This is a genomic window from Aquamicrobium soli (assembly GCF_042646345.1).
Classification (GTDB): Bacteria; Pseudomonadota; Alphaproteobacteria; order Rhizobiales; family Rhizobiaceae; genus Mesorhizobium; species Mesorhizobium soli_A.
Genome location: NZ_JBHRTK010000020.1, coordinates 1 through 18,129 on the forward strand (window position 1 = coordinate 1; position 18,129 = coordinate 18,129).

Consider the following 18,129-nt stretch of genomic DNA (forward strand, 5'->3'; position numbering starts at 1 on the left):
CTCCTCGGCAAATCAAACAAACAGCCCAAGAAGAATCCAAACTAAGTCTGATGTAAACACTGCCCTTGTGGGGAGGGGTTAGGGGTGGGGGTATGAAGCCCGCGACGCGCGCAAATTCCTTGGGGGCGACTGTTCCGAGGGCGATGCTTCACACCGCCGCGTCGGCGGCGTCGCGAATGGCTGACATGTTCTTGCGATAGGCCTCGACGCCGTCGCCTTTGAACACCGCGGCGCCGGCCACCAGGACATCGGCGCCGGCCGCCGCGACCAGCGGCGCGGTTTGCGGCGAGATGCCGCCGTCGACCTGGATGCGGATCGGCCGCTCGCCGATCATCGCCTTCACCCGGCGGATTTTTTCCAGCGTCGCCGGAATGAACGCCTGCCCGCCGAAGCCGGGGTTGACCGTCATGACCAGGATGAGGTCGAGCCGGTCGAGCACGTATTCGATGGCGCTTTCGGGCGTCGCCGGGTTGAGCGCCACGCCCGCCTTCTTGCCGAGGTTGCGGATGGTCTGCAGCGAGCGGTCGAGATGCGGGCCGGCCTCGGCATGGACGGTCATGCCGTCGCAGCCGGCCTCGGCGAAGGCGGTGAGGTAGGGATCGGCCGGCGCGATCATCAGGTGGCAGTCGAAGAACGCGTTTGTCCGGCGCCGGATCTTTTCGACGATCGGCGGCCCGAAGGTGATGTTGGGCACGAAATGGCCGTCCATCACGTCGAGATGGATCCAGTCGGCGCCGGCTTCGACCACCGCCTCGATCTCGTCGCCCAGCCGGGAGAAGTCCGATGCAAGCACCGATGGCGCGATCAGGGTCTTGCCGGTCATGATTGGCCTCTTCGCGTGAACTCGTGTGCTCGTGGCGTAGCCCCACGCAAGGCGATTGTCGAGTGCTGTCAAGGGTCTGGCGCGATTTCCACAGCGCGGCCAACGGGCGCAGCGACAGAGTGGCTTCCTTGCGCCAGCGCAAAGAATTGCTACGCTGGGCTCACTACAAAGCGCCGTTCCGGCAGCCAAATCAGGCAGGGTGCATAATGGTATCGCAACTGACGCTTTCCGAACGCCAATATGCGTTGGTCATTCTGGTGCTCGCCGCCCTATGCGGGCTGGCGATGGCGGCCGGCGGCCGGGGCGATCCGCTCGGCGTTCATGGCATCATCGTCATGATCTTCAGCATCGGCCTCGCCTTCGTGGTGATGGCCGGCTACAACACGCCCGAGCCCGACGCGGAACGGCTTTCGCACTATTTCGACGACCCCACCAAGGTCGGCATCGTGCTGACCATGGCCTGGGCGATCTTCGGCATGTTCTTCGGGGTCTGGGTGGCGGCGCTCCTCGCCTGGCCCGACCTTACCTTCGATGCCGCCTGGTCGAGTTTCGGCCGTATCCGGCCTGTGCATACCACCGGCATCATCTTCGGCTTCGGCGGCAACGCGCTGATCGCCACCTCCTTCCACGTCCTCCAGCGCACCTCGCGCGCGCGGCTGCCCGACCAGTTGAGCCCGTGGTTCGTGCTGCTCGGCTACAACCTGTTCTGCATCCTGGCGGTGACCGGCTACTTCATGGGCATCACCCAGTCGAAGGAATACGCCGAGCCGGAATGGTATGCCGACATCTGGCTGGTGGTGGTGTGGGTGGTCTATTTCCTGATCTACCTGCGCACGCTGGCGCGCCGCAAGGAACCCCATATCTACGTCGCCAACTGGTACTACATGGCCTTCATCCTGGTGGTGGCGATCCTGCACATCGTCAACAACCTGGCGGTGCCGATCTCCTGGGGCTCGGCCAAGAGCTACTCGCTGTTTTCGGGCGTGCAGGATGCGATGACGCAGTGGTGGTACGGCCATAACGCGGTCGCGTTCTTCCTCACCGCCGGCTTCCTAGGCATGATGTACTACTACCTGCCCAAGCGCGCCGGCCGGCCGATCTTCTCCTACCGGCTGTCGATCATCTCCTTCTGGGGCATCACCTTCTTCTACATGTGGGCGGGTTCGCACCACCTGCACTACACGGCCCTGCCGCAGTGGGTCCAGACGCTCGGCATGTCGTTCTCGGTCATGCTCCTGGTGCCTTCCTGGGCTTCGGCCGGCAACGCGCTGGCGACGCTGAACGGCGCCTGGGGCAAGGTGCGCGACGACGCCACGCTGCGCTTCATGATGGTGGCGGCGGTGTTCTACGGGCTCGCCACCTTCGAGGGGTCGTTCATGGCGATCCGGCCGGTCAACTCGCTTTCCCACTATACCGACTGGACCGTCGGCCATGTCCACGCCGGCACGCTCGGCTGGAACTCGATGATCGTCTTCGGCGCGCTCTACGCGCTGGTGCCGTGGATGTGGAAGCGCCCGGCCATGTATTCGGCCAAGCTGGTCGAGGTCCACTTCTGGCTCGCGCTGGCGGGTGCCATCGTCTACGTTTTCGCGATGTGGAACTCGGGCATCATCCAGGGCCTGATGTGGCGCACCTACACCGAGAACGGGACGCTCGCCTATTCCTTCCTGGAGACGGTCGAGGCGATGCATCCCTACTACATCGCCCGCGCGTCCGGCGGCTTCCTGTTCCTCATCGGCGCGATCGTGTGCTCCTACAACATATGGATGACGATCCGCGAGGCCCGGGCCGACATCGCCCGCCAGAAAGAAGATGCCGACGTGCCGCTTTTCGCTCGCGACGCCGTCCAGGCCGGAGAGTAACCGACCATGACTGAATTCTTCCACCGCAAGATCGAACGCAACACCATCGGTTTTGTCCTGGCCATCGTGGCCGTGGCCTCGATCGGCGGCTTCGTCGAGATCGCGCCGCTGTTCACCATCAACGAGACGGTCGAGGACGCGCCCGACATGCGCGTCTACACGCCGCTGGAGCTGGCCGGGCGCAACATCTACATCCGCGAAGGCTGCTATGCCTGCCATTCGCAGATGATCCGCACCCTGCGCGACGAGGTCGAGCGCTACGGCCCGTATTCGCTGGCGGTCGAATCGAAATACGACCACCCGATGCTGTGGGGTTCCAAGCGCACCGGTCCCGACCTCGCCCGCCTCGGCAACAAATATTCCGATGCCTGGCAGGTGGCCCACCTCATCAATCCGCGCGATGTCGTGCCGGGCTCGGTGATGCCGAAATACGGCTGGCTCATGCGCAACGACCTGAAGATGACCGACCTTTCCCTGCACCTGAAGGCGCAGTCGGATGTCGGCGTTCCCTACACGCAGGCGATGATCGACGAGGCGTCGAAGGACGCCTACGCGCAGGCGACGCCGGACAGCCCCGGAACGGGAGGGCTCACCGAGCGCTACGGGGCGGCCACGCAGGTGCGCGCCTTCGACGGCGACCCCTCGCGGGTGACGGAGATGGACGCGCTGGTCGCCTACCTGCAGATTCTGGGGCACCTCACCGAGGCCGCCTATTCGAAACCCGAACCGGAAGGTGAATGACGATGGACGTCGACCATCAGACGCTTGTCGGCATCGCCAAGAGCTGGGGGCTGTTCTACTTCCTGGCCTTCGCCGTCGCGGTGCTGATCTATGCGATGTGGCCGTCCAACAGGAAGCGCTTCGACCGCGCCAAGAAAAGCACCCTCGACAATGACGACGAGCCGCTTGAATAGACCGAGAGCCGTGGAGATAGCGCAGTGAGCACAGTCAAGCAGGATCCGGTCACCGGTCGCACCACCACCGGCCACGAGTGGAACGGCATCGAGGAATTGGAAACGCCGATTCCCCGGGTGGTGTTCGCGTTCCTGGCCGCGACCTTCGTTTTCGCGGTCATCTGCTGGGTGCTTTACCCGACCTGGCCGCTGGGCAGCACCTTCACCAAGGGGCTCACCGGCTTCGACCAGCGCAACCTGGTCACCGAGCAGGTGGCCAAGGCGGAGGCCGGCCTTGCCGAGCAGTGGGCCGGCAAGGTCAGTTCCATGAGCTATGCCGACATCGAGGCCGACCCGGCGCTGATGCAGCCGGTCAAGGAGGCGGGCCGCAGGCTGTTCGAGGACAATTGCGCCGCCTGCCACGGCGTCAACGCCACCGGCGGGCCGGGCTTCCCCGACCTGGCGGCCAAGGCATGGCTGTGGGGCGGCGATCCCGAGACGATCGAGGAGACGATCCGCGTCGGCATCAACTCCACCAATGACGATACCCGCACCTCGCAGATGCTGGCCTTCGGCCGCGATGCGATGCTCGACCGCACCCAGATCCAGAACGTCGTGGCTTACGTACGCTCGCTGTCTGGCGCGCTGCCGGCCGGGGGCAACGCCGATCGCATCGAGGCCGGCAAGCAGGTGTTCGCTGACAACTGCATGGCCTGCCACGGCGAGGACGCCAAGGGCAGCCATGACACCGGCGCGCCGAACCTGACAGACAACAGCTGGATTTACGGCGGCGACGAGCAGTCGGTCTACACCTCGGTCTATTCCGGCCGGCAGGGGCACATGCCGCATTGGGACAGCCGCCTGTCGCCGCTGCAGATCAAGCTGCTGACGCTCTATGTCCACACGCTGCCGGGCGACGGCAAATGAGCGCGGCCGCCGGGACAGGGGCGAAGCGTCCGGCGCGCAGGGGCATCGTGCTTGCCCTGGCGCTGGCGGCGCTGGTCGTCGCCGTCTTCGTCGGCGCCAATGCGCATCTTGTCTACGTGGCCGTTACTTCGCAGCCGGATTGCGTGCCGCATGCGAAGGAAGTCGGCATCGACGGCGCGCCGCTACGTGCGGCGCGTTCGGCCTGTTGAAACGGAAAGGATAGCGGCCATGCCTTCACTCAGCCATTCCGACGCTGCCCCCATTCCGCTGGCGCAGCAGCGCCGCCGCAACCTGCCGGCCAGCGCCGCCTTCGGCTGGCTCGCCCATGGCTGGCGCGACCTTTGGGACCGGCCGGGACCGAGCCTTGCCTACGGCCTGGCGGTATTCCTGGCCTCCGTCGTCATCGTCTGGGGCCTGTTTGCGTTCGAACTCGACTATATCCTGTTCCCGGCGCTGGCCGGTTTCATGGTCGTCGGCCCGCTGGTCGCCATCGGCCTCTACCAGAAGAGCTACGCCATCGAGAACGGCGAGCCGGTCAGCCTGCACCGCATGCTGTTCGTCAAGGCGAACGCCGGGGCGCAGGTGCTCTACACCGGCGCGATCCTGTGCCTGCTGATGCTGGTGTGGATGCGCGCCGCCGTCATCATCTACGCGCTGTTCTTCGGGCTGCGGCCGTTCCCCGGCCTCGACCACGTCACCGAGATGCTGTTCACCACTTCCGAGGGCTGGGGCATGCTCCTGGTCGGCACGGTGGTCGGCGGGCTGTTCGCGGCGTTCTCCTTCGCCATCAGCGTCTTTTCCGTGCCGATGCTGCTCGACGAGGAAGTCGATGCCTTCACGGCCATGGGAACCTCGATCTCCATGGTGTGGCGCAACCTGCCGGTGATGGTGATGTGGGGCGCGATCGTCTCTGTGCTGTTCGTGTTTTCCGTGGCCACGGCGCTGGTCGGGCTGATCGTGGTCTTTCCGCTGCTCGGCCATGCCACCTGGCATGCCTATAAGGCCATCAGATGAGCTGCTGCGCGCCAGGCGTCGAGGCTGCCGCCGGCACGGCGGCCGTCGCCTCGCCCGAAGAGATAAGGCTCGCCAGCCGCGACCTTGGCGGCGGCCTGCGCCAGACCGACCTGTCGGTGCCGGCCATGCACTGCGCGGCCTGCATCCAGACGGTGGAGCGCACGCTTGGCCGGCTGCCCGGCGTGGAGAACGCGCGGGTCAACCTTTCCACCAGGCGCGCCAGCGTGAAGTGGCGGGGCGAGGCCGCCCCGCCGATGATCGCGGCGCTGGAGAAGGCCGGCTACCAGGCGCATCTGTTCGAGGCGGAGGAAGACAAGGCGGATCCGGAGCTTTCGCGCCTCATCCGCGCGCTTGGCGTCGCCGGCTTCTGCTCCATGAACATCATGCTTCTGTCGGTGTCGGTGTGGTCGGGAGCGGACGCCGAAACCAGGCAGGCCTTCCACTGGATCTCGGCGGCCTTGGCCTTGCCCTGTCTGCTCTATTCGGGACGGGTGTTCTTCGCTTCCGCCTTCGCGGCGCTGAAAGGCGGGCGCACCAACATGGACGTGCCGATTTCCATCGGCATCTCGCTCGCCTTCGGCCTCAGCCTCTACGATACGTTGCACCACGGCGAGCACGCCTATTTCGACGCGGCGACGACGCTGGTGTTCTTCCTGCTGATCGGGCGCACGCTCGACCATGTGATGCGCGAGAAGGCGCGCGCCGCGGTTCGCGGACTGGTGCGGCTCTCTCCACGCGGCGCGATGGTGGAGCGGCCGGACGGCAGCCGCGACTACCTGCCCATGGCCGAGATCGAGCCGGGCATGCGCGTGCTTCTGGCGGCGGGCGAGCGCGTTCCGGTCGACGGCACGGTGACCGAGGGCGTTTCCGATCTCGACTGCGCCATCGCCACCGGCGAGAGCGATCCGCGCCGGGTCGAGCCGGGCGCGACGGTCCGGGCCGGGACGCTGAACCTGACCGGGCCGCTCACCGTGGTGGCGAGCGCCCGGGCGCAGGAATCCTTCCTCGCCGAAATGGTGCGCCTGATGGAGGCGGCAGAGGGTGGCCGCGCCCGCTACCGGCGGCTGGCCGACCGCGCCGCCCAACTCTATTCGCCGGTCGTCCATGCCACGGCGCTGCTGACCTTCATCGGCTGGATGCTGGCCACCGGCGACTGGCACCGCGCCATCGGCATCGCCATCGCGGTGCTGATCATCACCTGTCCGTGCGCGCTCGGCCTCGCCGTGCCGATCGTCCAGGTGATCGCGGCGCGCCGCCTGTTCGAGAACGGCATCATGGTCAAGGACGGCTCCGGCATCGAACGGCTGGCCGGCGTGGACGCGGTCGCCTTCGACAAGACGGGGACGCTGACGCTCGGCCGGCCTCGCCTGCTCGGCGGCGACCGATACGCCCCTGACACGCTGTCGCTGGCGGCGGCACTCGCCGTCCATTCCCGCCACCCGCTGTCGCAGGCATTGGCGGCCGCCGGCGCAGGGCTGGCGCCGGCATCGAGCCGCTTCACCGATATCGTCGAGCATCCGGGCCTCGGCATCGAGGCGCGCCAGGGCGAGACGCTCTATCGCCTTGGCCGCGCCGGCTGGGCCCTGTCCGGTAAGGGCGAGGCGGCGCAAGGCACGGTGCTTTCGCGCGACGGCAGGCTGCTTGCGACCTTCGCCTTCGAAGATACGGTGCGGCCGGGCGGCCGCGAGGCCGTGCGCAAGCTACAGGACGCGGGACTCGCCGTCGAAATCCTTTCCGGTGACCGCGAGCCGGTGGTGGCCGATGTCGCTGCCCGCTTCGGCATCGGCGCCTCCGCCGGCGCGCTGTTGCCGGCGGACAAGGTGGGACGCCTGCAGGTGCTGGCGCGGGAGGGCCGCCGCGTGCTTATGGTGGGCGACGGGCTGAACGACGCGCCGGCGCTCGCGTCGGCCTATGTCTCGATGGCGCCGGCGACGGCCGCCGATATCGGCCGCAACGCCGCCGACTTCGTTTTCCTGCATGAGAGCCTCGACGCGGTGCCGACCGCCTACGCTGTCGCCCGCGATGCCGGGCGGCTGGTGAAGCAGAATTTCGGCCTGGCGATCGGCTACAACGCGATTGCGCTGCCCATCGCCATTGCCGGGTTCGTCACGCCGCTGGTGGCGGCGGTCGCCATGTCGCTGTCTTCCGTCATCGTCGTCGCCAACGCCCTGCGGCTGCGGGCCGGCAAGCCGGCGAAGGCGGCGCGCGGCAGCCAGGCGGGCAGGGCGGTCGGCGGGACAAATCCGCTGGTGGCCGCGCGATGAGCAGTCTCATCTTCCTCGTGCCGCTGGCCCTGCTGCTGGGTGCGGCGGGGCTCGGCGCGTTCCTGTGGTCGTTGAGAAGTGGCCAGTACGACGATCTCGACGGCGCGGCCGAGCGCATCCTCATCGACGACGATCAGGAATAGGAAATAGACTCCACGCAGCCGTAATGCTTTGATTGGCTGAACGGCGGGGTCGTCCCATGAAATATCTCGTGCTGATCGTTGCCTTGTTCGGCCTTGGCGGCTGCGGTGCCAATTCCCTGATCGCACACGAGGAGGCGACGGTGATCGTGTCGACCCTCTATGACGACGTCGACTGCCGGCAATTGCTTGCCGAAAGGAACGGCCTGGCGAGCCAGGAAAACCTGCCGAGGGACGCCAGGGTGACGTTCTCTCCCGTTTCGCTGGGGCTCGGCATTTTGATCCCGGATTACCGGACCGAGGCCCAGCGCAGGCAGGACACGGCGCGCGGCAAGATCATGGCGATGAACGATTCTCTGGCGCGGCGCTGCGGGCAGGGTAGGCGCAAGTGATGCGCCCGTCCCGCGGTCGACCGGCGGCTTACGCCCGGCCGTAGAGCGGGACCAGCGCGCCGCTGGTGGCGATGTTGCGGGTGGAGACCAGCGCCGCCACCGTCTCGGCGACCGAATCGAGGCTGACCCATTTGTCGAAGTCGGCCTTCGGCATCGCCGCGCGGTTGGCCGGCGTGTCGAGCGTGGAGGGGGCGATGGCGTTGACGAGGATGCCGTTGGCCTTCACTTCCTCCGCCAGCGCCACCGTCATCGCCGCGACTGCCGCCTTGCTTGCCGCATAGGCGACCATGCCTGCGCCGCGCCGTGGGTCGAGGCCGGGGCGGGCACTGACATTGACGATGCGGCCGCCATGTTCGCCGCTAAGCATGCTGCGCACCGCCGCACGGCAGCACAGGAACGTGGTGCGCGCATTGGTGTCCATCATCTCGTCGAAGGAGGCGGGCGCGGTATTCTCGATCGGCGCCATGGCGAAGCCGCCGGCCAGGTGTATGGACGCCCACAGTTCCGGGATGCGTGCATAGAAGGCTTCGACCTTGTTGGGGTCGGCAAGGTCGACATTGTTGGCGAGCTTCAGCCGGTCGCTGGTCAAGGTGAAATGCGAAGGCGCGCTGGCATGGGCGTTCGGCACATGGCACACGGCGCCTTCGCCGAGCAGCTTGGCCACCACGGCGCCGCCGAGCGCCCCGGTGCCGCCCGTAACCACGATGTGCTTGCCGTCGAGTGTGGCTGTCATGATCGATCGCTCCGCGAACTCGTCTGGAAATTGTTGCGCCTTAAGCGGCGTCACTCAACCGAAATCTCGATGAGGTAGGGACGATTTGCGGCTCTTGCCCGCAACAACGCCTCGCGCAGGCCGCGCGGGCTCGAAAGCTTTTCCGCCGTGATGCCGTAGGCGTCCGCCAGCTTGCCGAAATCAGGCGGCGCCGGCGACACGCCGACCGGCTCGACGCCGACGTCGCGCATCGACGTTTCGATTTCGCGGTAGCCGCGGTTGTTCCAGACCACGAAGACGACCGGCGCTTCGGCGTCGAGCGCGGCCCCGATTTCCGGCAGCGTGAACTGGAAGCCGCCGTCGCCGGTCAGGCACACAACCGGGGCGCCGGGTACGGCGATGGCCGCGCCGATCGCCGCCGCCGGGCCGTAGCCCAGCGCGCCGAAGCCGGTGGCGGCATTGAACCAGCCGGCCGGCCGGTCATGGTCGTAATAGAGGTTGGCGGCATAGATGGGCTGGGTCGAATCGCCCACCACGATGGTGTCGGGCAGCGCGTCGCGGATGGTTTCCACTACCTCGATCTGCGCCTGCATCGCCGGATCGAGACCGGAGCGGGCCTCGGCGCGGGCGGCCGCCGCCCGCGCCTCGCCCCATGCGGATACCGGCACCGCGGTTCGGTCCAATTCGGCGAGCAGCGCCTCGATCGCCTCGCCGCAATCGGCCTGTATCCCGATAGTGGGCGGGTGGCGGGCGATCTGCTCGGCGTCGATGTCGATGCGAATGAGGCTCGCCGGGGCGGGAAAATCGCCGTCGCCGTACATGTCGTAGTCGGTCGGGCCGAATTCGGTGCCGGCGGCAATGACTAGGTCGGCCTCGGCGGTCAGCTTGCGCACCGCCTTCAGGCTGGGGCTGGCGGGCACCGCGAGCGGATGGCGATGCATGAGCCCGCGCGCGTTGGCGGTCTGGATCACCGGTGCGCCCAGCCGCTCGGCCAGTCGCGTCAACGGGGCCTGCGCCTGTCGCGCGCCGCCGCCTGCCAGGATGAGCGGGCGCCGTGCTGCGCCGGCCAGCCTCGCGGCCTCAGCGATATCGGCTGCCTTCGCCCCGGGACTGGCATCATCGACCTGTGCGGCGGCAAGCCCGTCGGCCGGCAGCGCCATGACGTCGATGGGGATTTCGATGTGCACCGGCCCCGGCCTTGCCGTGGCGAACAGCGAGAACGCCCTGGCGAGGGCCGCGGGAAGTTCGGAGGCCTCGGTGATGCGCTGCGAAAACAGCGCCACCTTTTCCATCATCCCGCGCTGGTCCGGCAGTTCGTGCAGGAAGCCGTGGCCCTTGCCGAGCGTGCGGGTGGCGTTGACGCCGGAGATCACCAGCATCGGCACCGAATCGGCGCGCGCCTGCCCCATGGCGGTGATGGTGTTGGTGAGGCCCGGGCCGGTGATGACGAAGGCGACGCCGGGCCGGCCCGAAGCGCGCGCATAGCCGTCCGCCATGAAGCCCGCGCCCTGCTCGTGGCGCGGCGTGACGTGGCGGATCCTCGAGCGCGCCAGCCCGCGATAGAGCTCGACGGTGTGCACGCCGGGAATGCCGAAGACCGTATCGACGCCATGGGCTTCGAGCAGGTGGATGAGGGCTTCGCCGACGGTGGTCATGGGCAGGGCCTTTCTCAAGCCGGCTGAGGCGCGGGGCGGCTCATGCCGCCCGGATGGTTTCGATGGATGCGCCCAGCCCCGTCATCATATCCATGAATTCCGGAAAGCTGGTGGCGATCATGTTGGCGTCGTCCACCGTCACCGGCTTTTCGCTCGCCAGTCCCATGACGAGGAAGCTCATGGCGATGCGGTGGTCGAGATGGGTCTTGACGGCCGCGTCCTTGCCGGCGCCCAGTCCCTTGCCGCCGGGCACGCCGCGCACCGAAAGCGTCGCCTCGCCCTCGGTGCAGTCGACGCCGTTGAGCTTCAGCCCGGTGGCGACCGCCGCCAGCCGGTCGGATTCCTTGACGCGTAGTTCCTCGAGGCCGAGCATCAGCGTTTCGCCCTCGGCGAAGCAGGCGGCGACGGCGAGTACCGGATATTCGTCGATCATGGACGGCGCGCGCTCGGGCGGTACCGTCACGCCCTTGAGGTCGGAATGGCGCACGCGCAGGTCGGCGACATCCTCGCCACCTTCGTTGCGCGGGTTGAGCACGTCGATCCTGCCGCCCATTTCCTGCAGGGTCGCAAGCAGGCCGGTGCGGGTCGGGTTCATCAGCACGTTCTCGATGGTGATGTCGGAGCCGGGCACGATCAGCGCCGCTACCAGCGGGAAGCCGGCGGAGGAGGGGTCGCCCGGCACCGCGATGGTCTGGCCGGTCAGCTTGCCCTGACCCTCGATGAAGATGTGGCGCACCCCGCGCTCGTCAGTCTCGACGCTCAGGTTGGCGCCAAAGCCCTGGAGCATCTTTTCGGTGTGGTCGCGCGTCATCACCGGCTCGATGACGGTGGTGATTCCCGCCGTGTTGAGCCCGGCGAGAAGCACCGCCGATTTCACTTGGGCGGAAGCCATCGGCACGCGGTAGGTGATGGGGGCGGCGTGCCGCGGGCCACGCAGCGTGAGCGGCATGCGGTCGCCCGGCGCCGCCTTGAGGACCTGCACGCCCATCTGCCTGAGCGGATCGAGCACGCGGCCCATCGGCCGCCCGGAAAGCGAGGCGTCGCCGACGAAGGTCGTCTCCATGTCGTAGGTGCCGACCAGGCCCATGGTGAGACGGGAACCGGTGCCGGCGTTGCCGAAGTCGAGCGGTTCCTGCGGTTGCAGCAGCGCGCCGTTGCCGGTGCCGCGGATCACCCATTCGTCGCCGTGCTTTTCGATATGCGCGCCCATCGCCTTCATCGCCGCGCCCGTGCGCATGACGTCCTCGCCCTCGAGCAGGCCGGTGATGCGGGTTTCGCCCGAGGCGAGGCCGCCGAACATGAAGGAGCGATGCGAGATGGACTTGTCTCCCGGCACCCTTATCTTGCCGGAGAGAGGGGATGATTTTCGGCTGACGGCCGGCAGCGGCGCTGCTTCGTGCGACATCGTTATTCCTTGGGCAAAAGCCCGAAAGCGCGGGCATTCATCACGGTTGCGGGCGTGTCGTATCATGCCCGGGCGCGACGGTCATCCCCCACGCCGGGAGCCGGTGGAAAGAGGATTTCGCGTGTCGGCTATAAGTCTTTGACAGCGTCGCAAACTGTGGTTAAGGGGACCAGACTTTTCGATACGAGGCTTGCAGTGGCAAAAACCGAACTCGGCACAAAACGCGTCGACCCCGAGACGGGGCGGAAGTTCTACGACCTGAACAAGGACCCGATCGTCTCTCCCTATACGGGAAAGACGTATCCGCGCTCCTATTTCGAGGAAAGCAAGGCTGCCGCCGAGGAAGAAGAGGACGTCGAAGCCAAGGAAGTCGATGCGGACGAGGATGAGGGCGTGGAGGTCGTTTCGCTGGAAGATGCGGACGACGATGCCAAGGCCGACGACCTGCCCGATCTCGGCGACGATGACGACGATGTCGACCTCGGCGACGACGAAGACGATGCCTTCCTGACCGACGAGGAAGAGGAAGACGACGACGTTGGCGGTATCGTCGGCGTCAGCGACGACGACGACGAAGTCTGAGTTCCGGCGGGCCGGCGCCCGGCCGTGACCTGCGACTTTGCCGCAGGTGAAAAAAGGCGGTCGCCAAGGCTTGATCTTGGCGAAAGGCGGCGCTAGAAGCCGCCAACGACAACGACGCGGCCATTCCAACCCGCGTCGAACTTCGCCGGAAACGGCGCCGGCCTGTGCCGGGAGTGGGGCCATAGCTCAGTTGGGAGAGCGCTTGAATGGCATTCAAGAGGTCGTCGGTTCGATTCCGATTGGCTCCACCATCTATCTCATAGCAAGCAAAATAAATTACTTGGCGGGGTCGGTTCTGACCCTTTGCCCCAATGTCGTGGTGCTGTGAGGGGCGTCAGGGTTTCCCGAAACGCAGCAGCGGCTTGGCGCTGGCCATGCGAAACGCGAAGAAAGCCATCGGCGCAAGTTTTACATTGCATTCGCTAGGCGAAATATTGTTCAATCGATTTGTTGCGAGCCGCGTTTGAGTTCGGCTCGGGATATTTCCGGCACGACCGAAAGACATGGAACGCCATGCAGGACGAAAAGAACGGCGAATATGTCGAGGCGCTGGCGCGGGGGCTGGCGGTGATCGAGGCCTTCGACGACCAGAACCCGGAGATGACGCTCACGGAACTCGCACGCAAGGTCGACATGTCGCCGGCCACCGTTCGCCGCAACCTGCACACGCTTGAGGCCCTGGGCTTCGTGCGGCGCAACAACAAGCATTTCCTGCTGGCGCCGCGCATCCTGACGCTCGGTTCCGCCTATCTGAAGGCGGTGCGGGTCGATGAAGCGATCATGCCCGAACTTTATCGCATCACCGAACTGTTCGGCGACGCCGCCAATGTCGGCGTGCTCGACGGGCCGCATGTGCTTTACATCGCCCACCTGTCGGAAGCGCGTGCGTCGCGCCGTATGGCCAGCATCGGCGTGACCTATCCGGCCTATGCGACGTCGATGGGCCGCGTGCTTCTGGCCTACCTGCCGGAGGAAGAACTTGGCGGCTATTTTCGCAAGCTCGAGCCGCACAAGCTTACCGACGTGACGGTGACCGACCTCGAGACGTTGCGCGCCATCCTGGGCGAAGTGCGCACGAACGGCTATTCGATCACCGTCGACCAGCTCGACTACGGCATCACCGCGCTCGCCGTGCCGGTCAAGGACAACGCCGGCCGCGTCGTCGCCGCCGTCAACACGTCCGGCTATTCGCCCCGGCTGAAGCCGGACGACCTGCTGGAGCAACGGCTCGCCGAAATGCAGGTGGCCGCGGCCCGCATCTCCACTTTGCTGATGCGCTACCCGGCGTTGCTCCACTCGCTCGCCCCTCACTGATTTTTTCCATCGCTCGTTGCCTGCTCCGCATGGCGCCCGGATCGAAGCCGGGTGCCGCCACGGCTTTTGGCGGGCATCGGGAAATCGCCGATGGCGCTCCATGCGCCCTTGACAGGCTCCGTCTGTTTCGTTCATAGTGCGAAAATAAATTCGATAGACGAAATTAGTGAAGCGGGAGAACAGACCGTTCCATCCGGAAATGCCGGTTCCGGCACCGGGGAACGGGCGCAGTCGGGAGGGTGACCTGCGGTGAGGAGGAGTTTGCACGTCGCCGTGCTGGTCGGCAGCGCGAGGCCCGGTTCGCTGAACCGCAGCCTTGCCAGGGCGCTGACGCGGCTGGCGGACGCCGAGCTTTCCTTCACTTTCTGCCGTATCGACGACCTGCCTTTGTTCGACCAGGACAGGCTGGCAGGCGGCTTCCCGCTCCCGGTCGCCCGGTTCTTCGATGAAGTTCAGGCGGCCGACGGCCTGCTCATCGTCACGCCCGAGCACAACCGATCGATCACCGCGCTTTTGAAGAATGCGCTCGACTGGCTGTCGCGGCCGGCCGGCGCCAATGCCTGGACGGGCAAGCCGGTGGCGATCGCCGGCGCGTCGGCCGGGCGGCTGGGCACGGTAGCGGCGCAGCAGCATCTGCGCGCCATCCTCGGCTATCTCGACATGCCGACCATGGGCCAGCCCGAAGCCTACCTTTATCTCACGCCCGATCTCATTTCCCCGGAAGGCGAGATCGCCGACGAGACGACGCAAGTCTTCCTGGAAGGCTACATGCGGAAATTCCATCGCTGGGTGCGCCAGCATGTCGATGGGACGGCGCCGGCAGATGCCTAGGATGCGGGAAAGAGAAAAAGAATGAAGATCGGCAAACAGGACGCCCCGTTCCAGTCCATCTGCACCTCCAATCCGGAAACCATCGTCGTGCGCGGCCATGACCTGGTCGGTGAACTGATGGGGGGCGTATCCTTCACGGACCACATCTGGCTGCTGGTCGCCGGCACGATGCCGACCGACGCGCAGCGCGCCATGCTCGACGCCACGCTGGTGGCCATTTCCGAACACGGCCTGGTGCCGAGCGTGCAGGCGGCGCGCATGACGCTGGCCGCCGCGCCCGAGGCGCTGCAAGGTGCCGTCGCCGCCGGCCTGCTCGGCTGCGGCTCGGTGATCCTCGGCGCTGCGGAAGCGGCCGGGCTGCTGCTGCAGGCGGTCGTCGAGGAAAACGACACCGCCGAGGCCGGCTTCGAGGCTGCGGCCTCGTCCGTCGTGGCGCGTTACCGCGAGCAAGGGCGTGCCATACCCGGCTTCGGCCACCCGCTGCACAAGGGCCATGACCCTCGCGCCGAAAAGCTGATTTCGGTCGCCGGCAGGCTCGGCTTTTCAGGTGACTACACAAAGGCGGCGCAGGCGGTGGAGCGCTGCCTGCCCGGCATCGTCGGCAAGCCGCTGGTGATGAACGTGTCAGGCGCCATCCCCTGCACGCTGCTCGATGCCGGCTTTCCGCTCAAGGCGCTCAAGGGCGTGCCGCTGATCGCGCGCACCGCCAGCCTCGTCGCGCACCTGCTCGAGGAACAGACGCGCTCGATCGGCTTCATCCTGTCGCACGGCGCGGCCAAGGCCATAAGCTATGACGGACCAGCCCCGGCCGGCTTCGTCGCCAACGAGAACTGAACGGTCAGGGCATTCCATGACACGGGTACTGGACGGGATACGCATCGTCGAACAAGGCACTTTCATCACCGGGCCATGCTCGGCGATGATGCTGGCCGATCTCGGCGCCGACGTCATCAAGGTCGAGTCCAAGGGCAACGGCGATCCCTACCGAAGCTTCAAGAACGGCTTCTACAGCGCACATTTCCAGGCCTACAACCGCAACAAGCGTGCCATCGGGCTGGATCTCAAGGACAAGGCCGACCGTGATGTCTTCTACGCGCTGGTGGCGCAGTCGGACGTCTATATCCAGAACTTCCGGCCGGGGGCGGCCGCGCGCATCGGCGCCGACTACGAGACGCTGTGCGGCATCAACCCGAAGCTGATCTACTGCTCGATCAGCGGCTTCGGGCCGGACGGCCCCTATGCGCAGCGGCCGGTCTACGATTCGGTGGCGCAGGCGGTCAGCGGGTTCCTGAGCGTCGCGATCGACCCCGAACAACCCCGCTTCATCGGGCCGGCGCTGGCCGACGCGATCACCGGCATCTACGCCGCGCTCGGCATCTCGGCCGCTCTTCTGGAACGCGCCCGCACCGGCAAGGGCAAGCGTATCGACATTTCCATGCTGGAGGCGATGACGCATTTCGCGGTCGAGCCGTTCATGGGCTATTTCGCGCTCGGCGAGGAACCGAGCGGCGTCGACCGGCCGCGCCTGGCGCAGGCCTACATCATGCGTTGCAGCGACGGGAGGCTGTTTGCCTTCCACCTGTCGTCGATCGAAAAGTTCTGGGACGCACTGGTTGAAGCAGTGGAAGCACCCGAACTGAAGGCCGATTCGCGCTTTGCCACCCGCCTTGACCGCATCGACAACTACGATGCGCTGAATGCCGCGCTCAACGCCATCTTCGCCACGCGCAAGCGCAGCGAATGGACCGAGCGCTTCTCCCGGTTCGACGTGCCTTTCGCGCCGATCAATTCCATATCCGATGCCGTTTCCGATCCTCAGGCGCTGCACATGGGCATGTTCGTGCCGGTCGAGGGACGCATCGAGGGGGCGCATCGCTCGGTGCGTCCGGCCCATACGTTCGACGGCGTGCGCGCCGGCACGGTGGTCGCGGCGCCGGTCGTCGACCAGCATGGCGAGGCAATCCGCGCCGCGCTGGCCAGAGCGCCGGGCACCTGGCCGCAAAGGCAAGCAGAAACGCTGCCGTCCGCGCAACTGGCCTAGCCGGCGCGACGCAGACAGGGAGGAGGAAACCATATGGCAAAGCTGGCAGCGGTACTCGCCACCACGCACCATCCGTTCTATCTCAAGGCCACCACCGCGCCGGCCGACGAGCAGATTCCCGAAGCGCCTGAGTGGAAGCGCAAGGTGGAAGCCTATCGCGAGACGCTGACCAGGGCGGAACCGGAAATCCTGGTGATGGTCGGCGCCGACCATTTCCACCAGTTCTTCCTCGACAATTATCCGCAGTTCCTGATCGGCAAGGCGCCGCACTACGATGCGACCTTCTACAACGAGGAACGCGAGTTCGGCATTCCGAAATATGTTCTCGAAGGGCATGAGGACCTGTCGCGCTTCATGCATCGGGGGCTGCTCGACCGCGGCTTCGATTTCGCCTTTTCCAACGAACTGAAGCTCGACCATTCCATCATCTGCCCGATCATCACCACACGCCCGCAGGCCGACCTGCCGGTGGTGCCGATCTACACCAACATCTTCGCGCCGCCTCTGCCCTCGCCGAAACGCTTCTGGGATCTCGGCCGCGCCATCCGCGAAATCATCGACGAATATCCTTCCGACAAGCGCATCGCCGCCATCGGCAGCGGGCATCTGTCGCTGGAACTGGGCGGGCCGCGGCAGTTCCGCGAGACGGGCCCGGACCCGGAATTCGACCGCCAGGCGATCGAGTGGCTGTCCACCGGCAATATCGAGGCCATTCTTGCCAACGTCACCCATGAGAGCATGGCCAAGAGCGGCAACGCCACGCACGGCTTCATGGACCTGATCCTGATGATGGGCATCGCCGGTCCGATCAAGGCCGCCTACGCCGACAGCCTCAGTCTTTTTCACACGATGGAAGCCTACATCACCTGGTATCCGGAAGGAGCCGCGCAATGAGCAGGTATTACGTCAACAAGTTCCTCTTCACCGTCGACCGCGACCCGGAACTCCTGCGCCGCTACAAGGAGAATCCGCGTACGCTGGTCGAAACATGGGAGCAGGCGATCGGGCCGCAGCTCAACAGCGTCGAGTTCTCCACCGTCAACGGTTTCACGGACGCCGAGCGCGAGGCGCTGGTAAACCACGATATCGTCGCGCTGTTCGAGATGGGTGCGCACTTCTTCCTGTCGCTCACCATCTTCATCGCCATCTACGACGAGGACTGGACGGCCCTACACGGCCCGCTCTCTTTCCAGCGCGATTTCGCCAGGCGCCTCGCCCATTGGGAGGGGCGCGATTACCCGCCGGTCGGCGAGTAGCCGCGCCGGGAGGAGGAA

Annotated in this window: 20 protein-coding genes and 1 tRNA gene; 17 read left to right on the top strand and 4 right to left on the bottom strand. The window is 66.3% G+C overall.

Annotated features, from left to right (window positions below; all coding sequences use genetic code 11):
• Positions 1-148: 148 nt before the first annotated feature.
• On the bottom strand, positions 149-823 hold the full coding sequence (gene rpe, locus ACFOHJ_RS18520) for a ribulose-phosphate 3-epimerase (RefSeq protein ID WP_378223209.1): 675 nt from the start codon (positions 821-823) through the stop codon (positions 149-151).
• Positions 824-1,029: 206 nt separating this feature from the next.
• Between rpe and ccoN the strand changes: the two genes are divergently transcribed.
• From ccoN to ACFOHJ_RS18565, 9 genes are read left to right on the top strand one after another with little or no spacing between them, the layout of a single operon-like run.
• A complete protein-coding gene (ccoN, locus tag ACFOHJ_RS18525; RefSeq protein WP_378223212.1) occupies positions 1,030-2,685 on the top strand; it encodes a cytochrome-c oxidase, cbb3-type subunit I in 1,656 nt (551 codons plus the stop codon).
• A gap of 6 nt (positions 2,686-2,691) precedes the next feature.
• Positions 2,692-3,426, top strand: coding sequence for a cytochrome-c oxidase, cbb3-type subunit II (gene ccoO, locus ACFOHJ_RS18530; RefSeq protein ID WP_378223215.1), 735 nt, complete (start codon positions 2,692-2,694; stop codon positions 3,424-3,426).
• A 2-nt stretch (positions 3,427-3,428) separates the two neighbouring features.
• Positions 3,429-3,599: a cbb3-type cytochrome c oxidase subunit 3 gene (locus ACFOHJ_RS18535; RefSeq protein ID WP_378223295.1), complete on the top strand. Its 171-nt coding sequence runs from the start codon at positions 3,429-3,431 to the stop codon at positions 3,597-3,599.
• Between the two features lie 24 nt (positions 3,600-3,623).
• The gene (ccoP, locus tag ACFOHJ_RS18540) at positions 3,624-4,505 is read left to right on the top strand and encodes a cytochrome-c oxidase, cbb3-type subunit III (protein WP_378223218.1); all 882 of its coding nucleotides are present in this window, start codon (positions 3,624-3,626) and stop codon (positions 4,503-4,505) included.
• Positions 4,502-4,714: a hypothetical protein gene (locus ACFOHJ_RS18545; RefSeq protein ID WP_378223221.1), complete on the top strand. Its 213-nt coding sequence runs from the start codon at positions 4,502-4,504 to the stop codon at positions 4,712-4,714. Before ccoP ends, ACFOHJ_RS18545 begins: the two co-directional genes overlap by 4 nt.
• Before the next feature lie 19 nt (positions 4,715-4,733).
• Positions 4,734-5,519, top strand: coding sequence for a DUF2189 domain-containing protein (locus ACFOHJ_RS18550; RefSeq protein ID WP_378223224.1), 786 nt, complete (start codon positions 4,734-4,736; stop codon positions 5,517-5,519).
• A complete protein-coding gene (locus ACFOHJ_RS18555) occupies positions 5,516-7,783 on the top strand; it encodes a cation-translocating P-type ATPase (RefSeq protein WP_378223227.1) in 2,268 nt (755 codons plus the stop codon). The genes ACFOHJ_RS18550 and ACFOHJ_RS18555 overlap by 4 nt, the downstream gene beginning before the upstream one ends.
• Positions 7,780-7,926: a cbb3-type cytochrome oxidase assembly protein CcoS gene (ccoS, locus tag ACFOHJ_RS18560; protein ID WP_378223229.1), complete on the top strand. Its 147-nt coding sequence runs from the start codon at positions 7,780-7,782 to the stop codon at positions 7,924-7,926. The genes ACFOHJ_RS18555 and ccoS overlap by 4 nt, the downstream gene beginning before the upstream one ends.
• A 56-nt stretch (positions 7,927-7,982) precedes the next feature.
• Positions 7,983-8,315 carry a hypothetical protein gene (locus ACFOHJ_RS18565; RefSeq protein WP_378223231.1) on the top strand — a complete coding sequence of 111 codons (333 nt, stop codon included), beginning with the start codon at positions 7,983-7,985 and terminating at the stop codon, positions 8,313-8,315.
• Positions 8,316-8,343: 28 nt separating this feature from the next.
• Here the strand turns inward: ACFOHJ_RS18565 and ACFOHJ_RS18570 are convergent, their stop codons facing one another.
• The 3 genes from ACFOHJ_RS18570 to aroA are packed head-to-tail and all read right to left on the bottom strand — an operon-like array spanning position 8,344 to position 12,087.
• Positions 8,344-9,048 carry an SDR family NAD(P)-dependent oxidoreductase gene (locus tag ACFOHJ_RS18570; protein WP_378223233.1) on the bottom strand — a complete coding sequence of 235 codons (705 nt, stop codon included), beginning with the start codon at positions 9,046-9,048 and terminating at the stop codon, positions 8,344-8,346.
• Positions 9,049-9,098: 50 nt separating this feature from the next.
• On the bottom strand, positions 9,099-10,682 hold the full coding sequence (locus tag ACFOHJ_RS18575) for a 5-guanidino-2-oxopentanoate decarboxylase (protein ID WP_378223235.1): 1,584 nt from the start codon (positions 10,680-10,682) through the stop codon (positions 9,099-9,101).
• 40 nt (positions 10,683-10,722) lie between these two features.
• Positions 10,723-12,087, bottom strand: coding sequence for a 3-phosphoshikimate 1-carboxyvinyltransferase (gene aroA, locus ACFOHJ_RS18580; protein WP_378223240.1), 1,365 nt, complete (start codon positions 12,085-12,087; stop codon positions 10,723-10,725).
• A gap of 195 nt (positions 12,088-12,282) precedes the next feature.
• Here aroA and ACFOHJ_RS18585 point away from each other — a divergent pair, with 195 nt between their 5' ends.
• The 8 genes from ACFOHJ_RS18585 (at position 12,283) to ACFOHJ_RS18620 (ending at position 18,111) form a co-directional block, all read left to right on the top strand.
• Complete coding sequence (locus ACFOHJ_RS18585) at positions 12,283-12,669, top strand: TIGR02300 family protein (RefSeq protein ID WP_378223243.1); 387 nt, start codon at positions 12,283-12,285, stop codon at positions 12,667-12,669.
• A gap of 175 nt (positions 12,670-12,844) precedes the next feature.
• Positions 12,845-12,920: transfer RNA gene (locus tag ACFOHJ_RS18590), tRNA-Ala, on the top strand.
• A 262-nt stretch (positions 12,921-13,182) separates the two neighbouring features.
• Complete coding sequence (locus tag ACFOHJ_RS18595) at positions 13,183-13,983, top strand: IclR family transcriptional regulator domain-containing protein (RefSeq protein WP_378223246.1); 801 nt, start codon at positions 13,183-13,185, stop codon at positions 13,981-13,983.
• 249 nt (positions 13,984-14,232) lie between these two features.
• Complete coding sequence (locus tag ACFOHJ_RS18600) at positions 14,233-14,814, top strand: NADPH-dependent FMN reductase (RefSeq protein ID WP_378223248.1); 582 nt, start codon at positions 14,233-14,235, stop codon at positions 14,812-14,814.
• Between the two features lie 21 nt (positions 14,815-14,835).
• Positions 14,836-15,648 carry a citryl-CoA lyase gene (locus tag ACFOHJ_RS18605; protein ID WP_378223249.1) on the top strand — a complete coding sequence of 271 codons (813 nt, stop codon included), beginning with the start codon at positions 14,836-14,838 and terminating at the stop codon, positions 15,646-15,648.
• A 16-nt stretch (positions 15,649-15,664) separates the two neighbouring features.
• Entirely contained in the window at positions 15,665-16,855 is a 1,191-nt protein-coding gene (locus tag ACFOHJ_RS18610) for a CaiB/BaiF CoA transferase family protein (protein WP_378223252.1), read from the top strand.
• 33 nt (positions 16,856-16,888) lie between these two features.
• A complete protein-coding gene (locus ACFOHJ_RS18615; RefSeq protein ID WP_378223254.1) occupies positions 16,889-17,749 on the top strand; it encodes a DODA-type extradiol aromatic ring-opening family dioxygenase in 861 nt (286 codons plus the stop codon).
• Positions 17,746-18,111 (top strand): hypothetical protein, encoded by a 366-nt coding sequence (locus ACFOHJ_RS18620; protein ID WP_378223255.1) that lies wholly within the window; start codon positions 17,746-17,748, stop codon positions 18,109-18,111. The genes ACFOHJ_RS18615 and ACFOHJ_RS18620 overlap by 4 nt, the downstream gene beginning before the upstream one ends.
• The last annotated feature ends 18 nt before the right edge of the window (positions 18,112-18,129 follow it).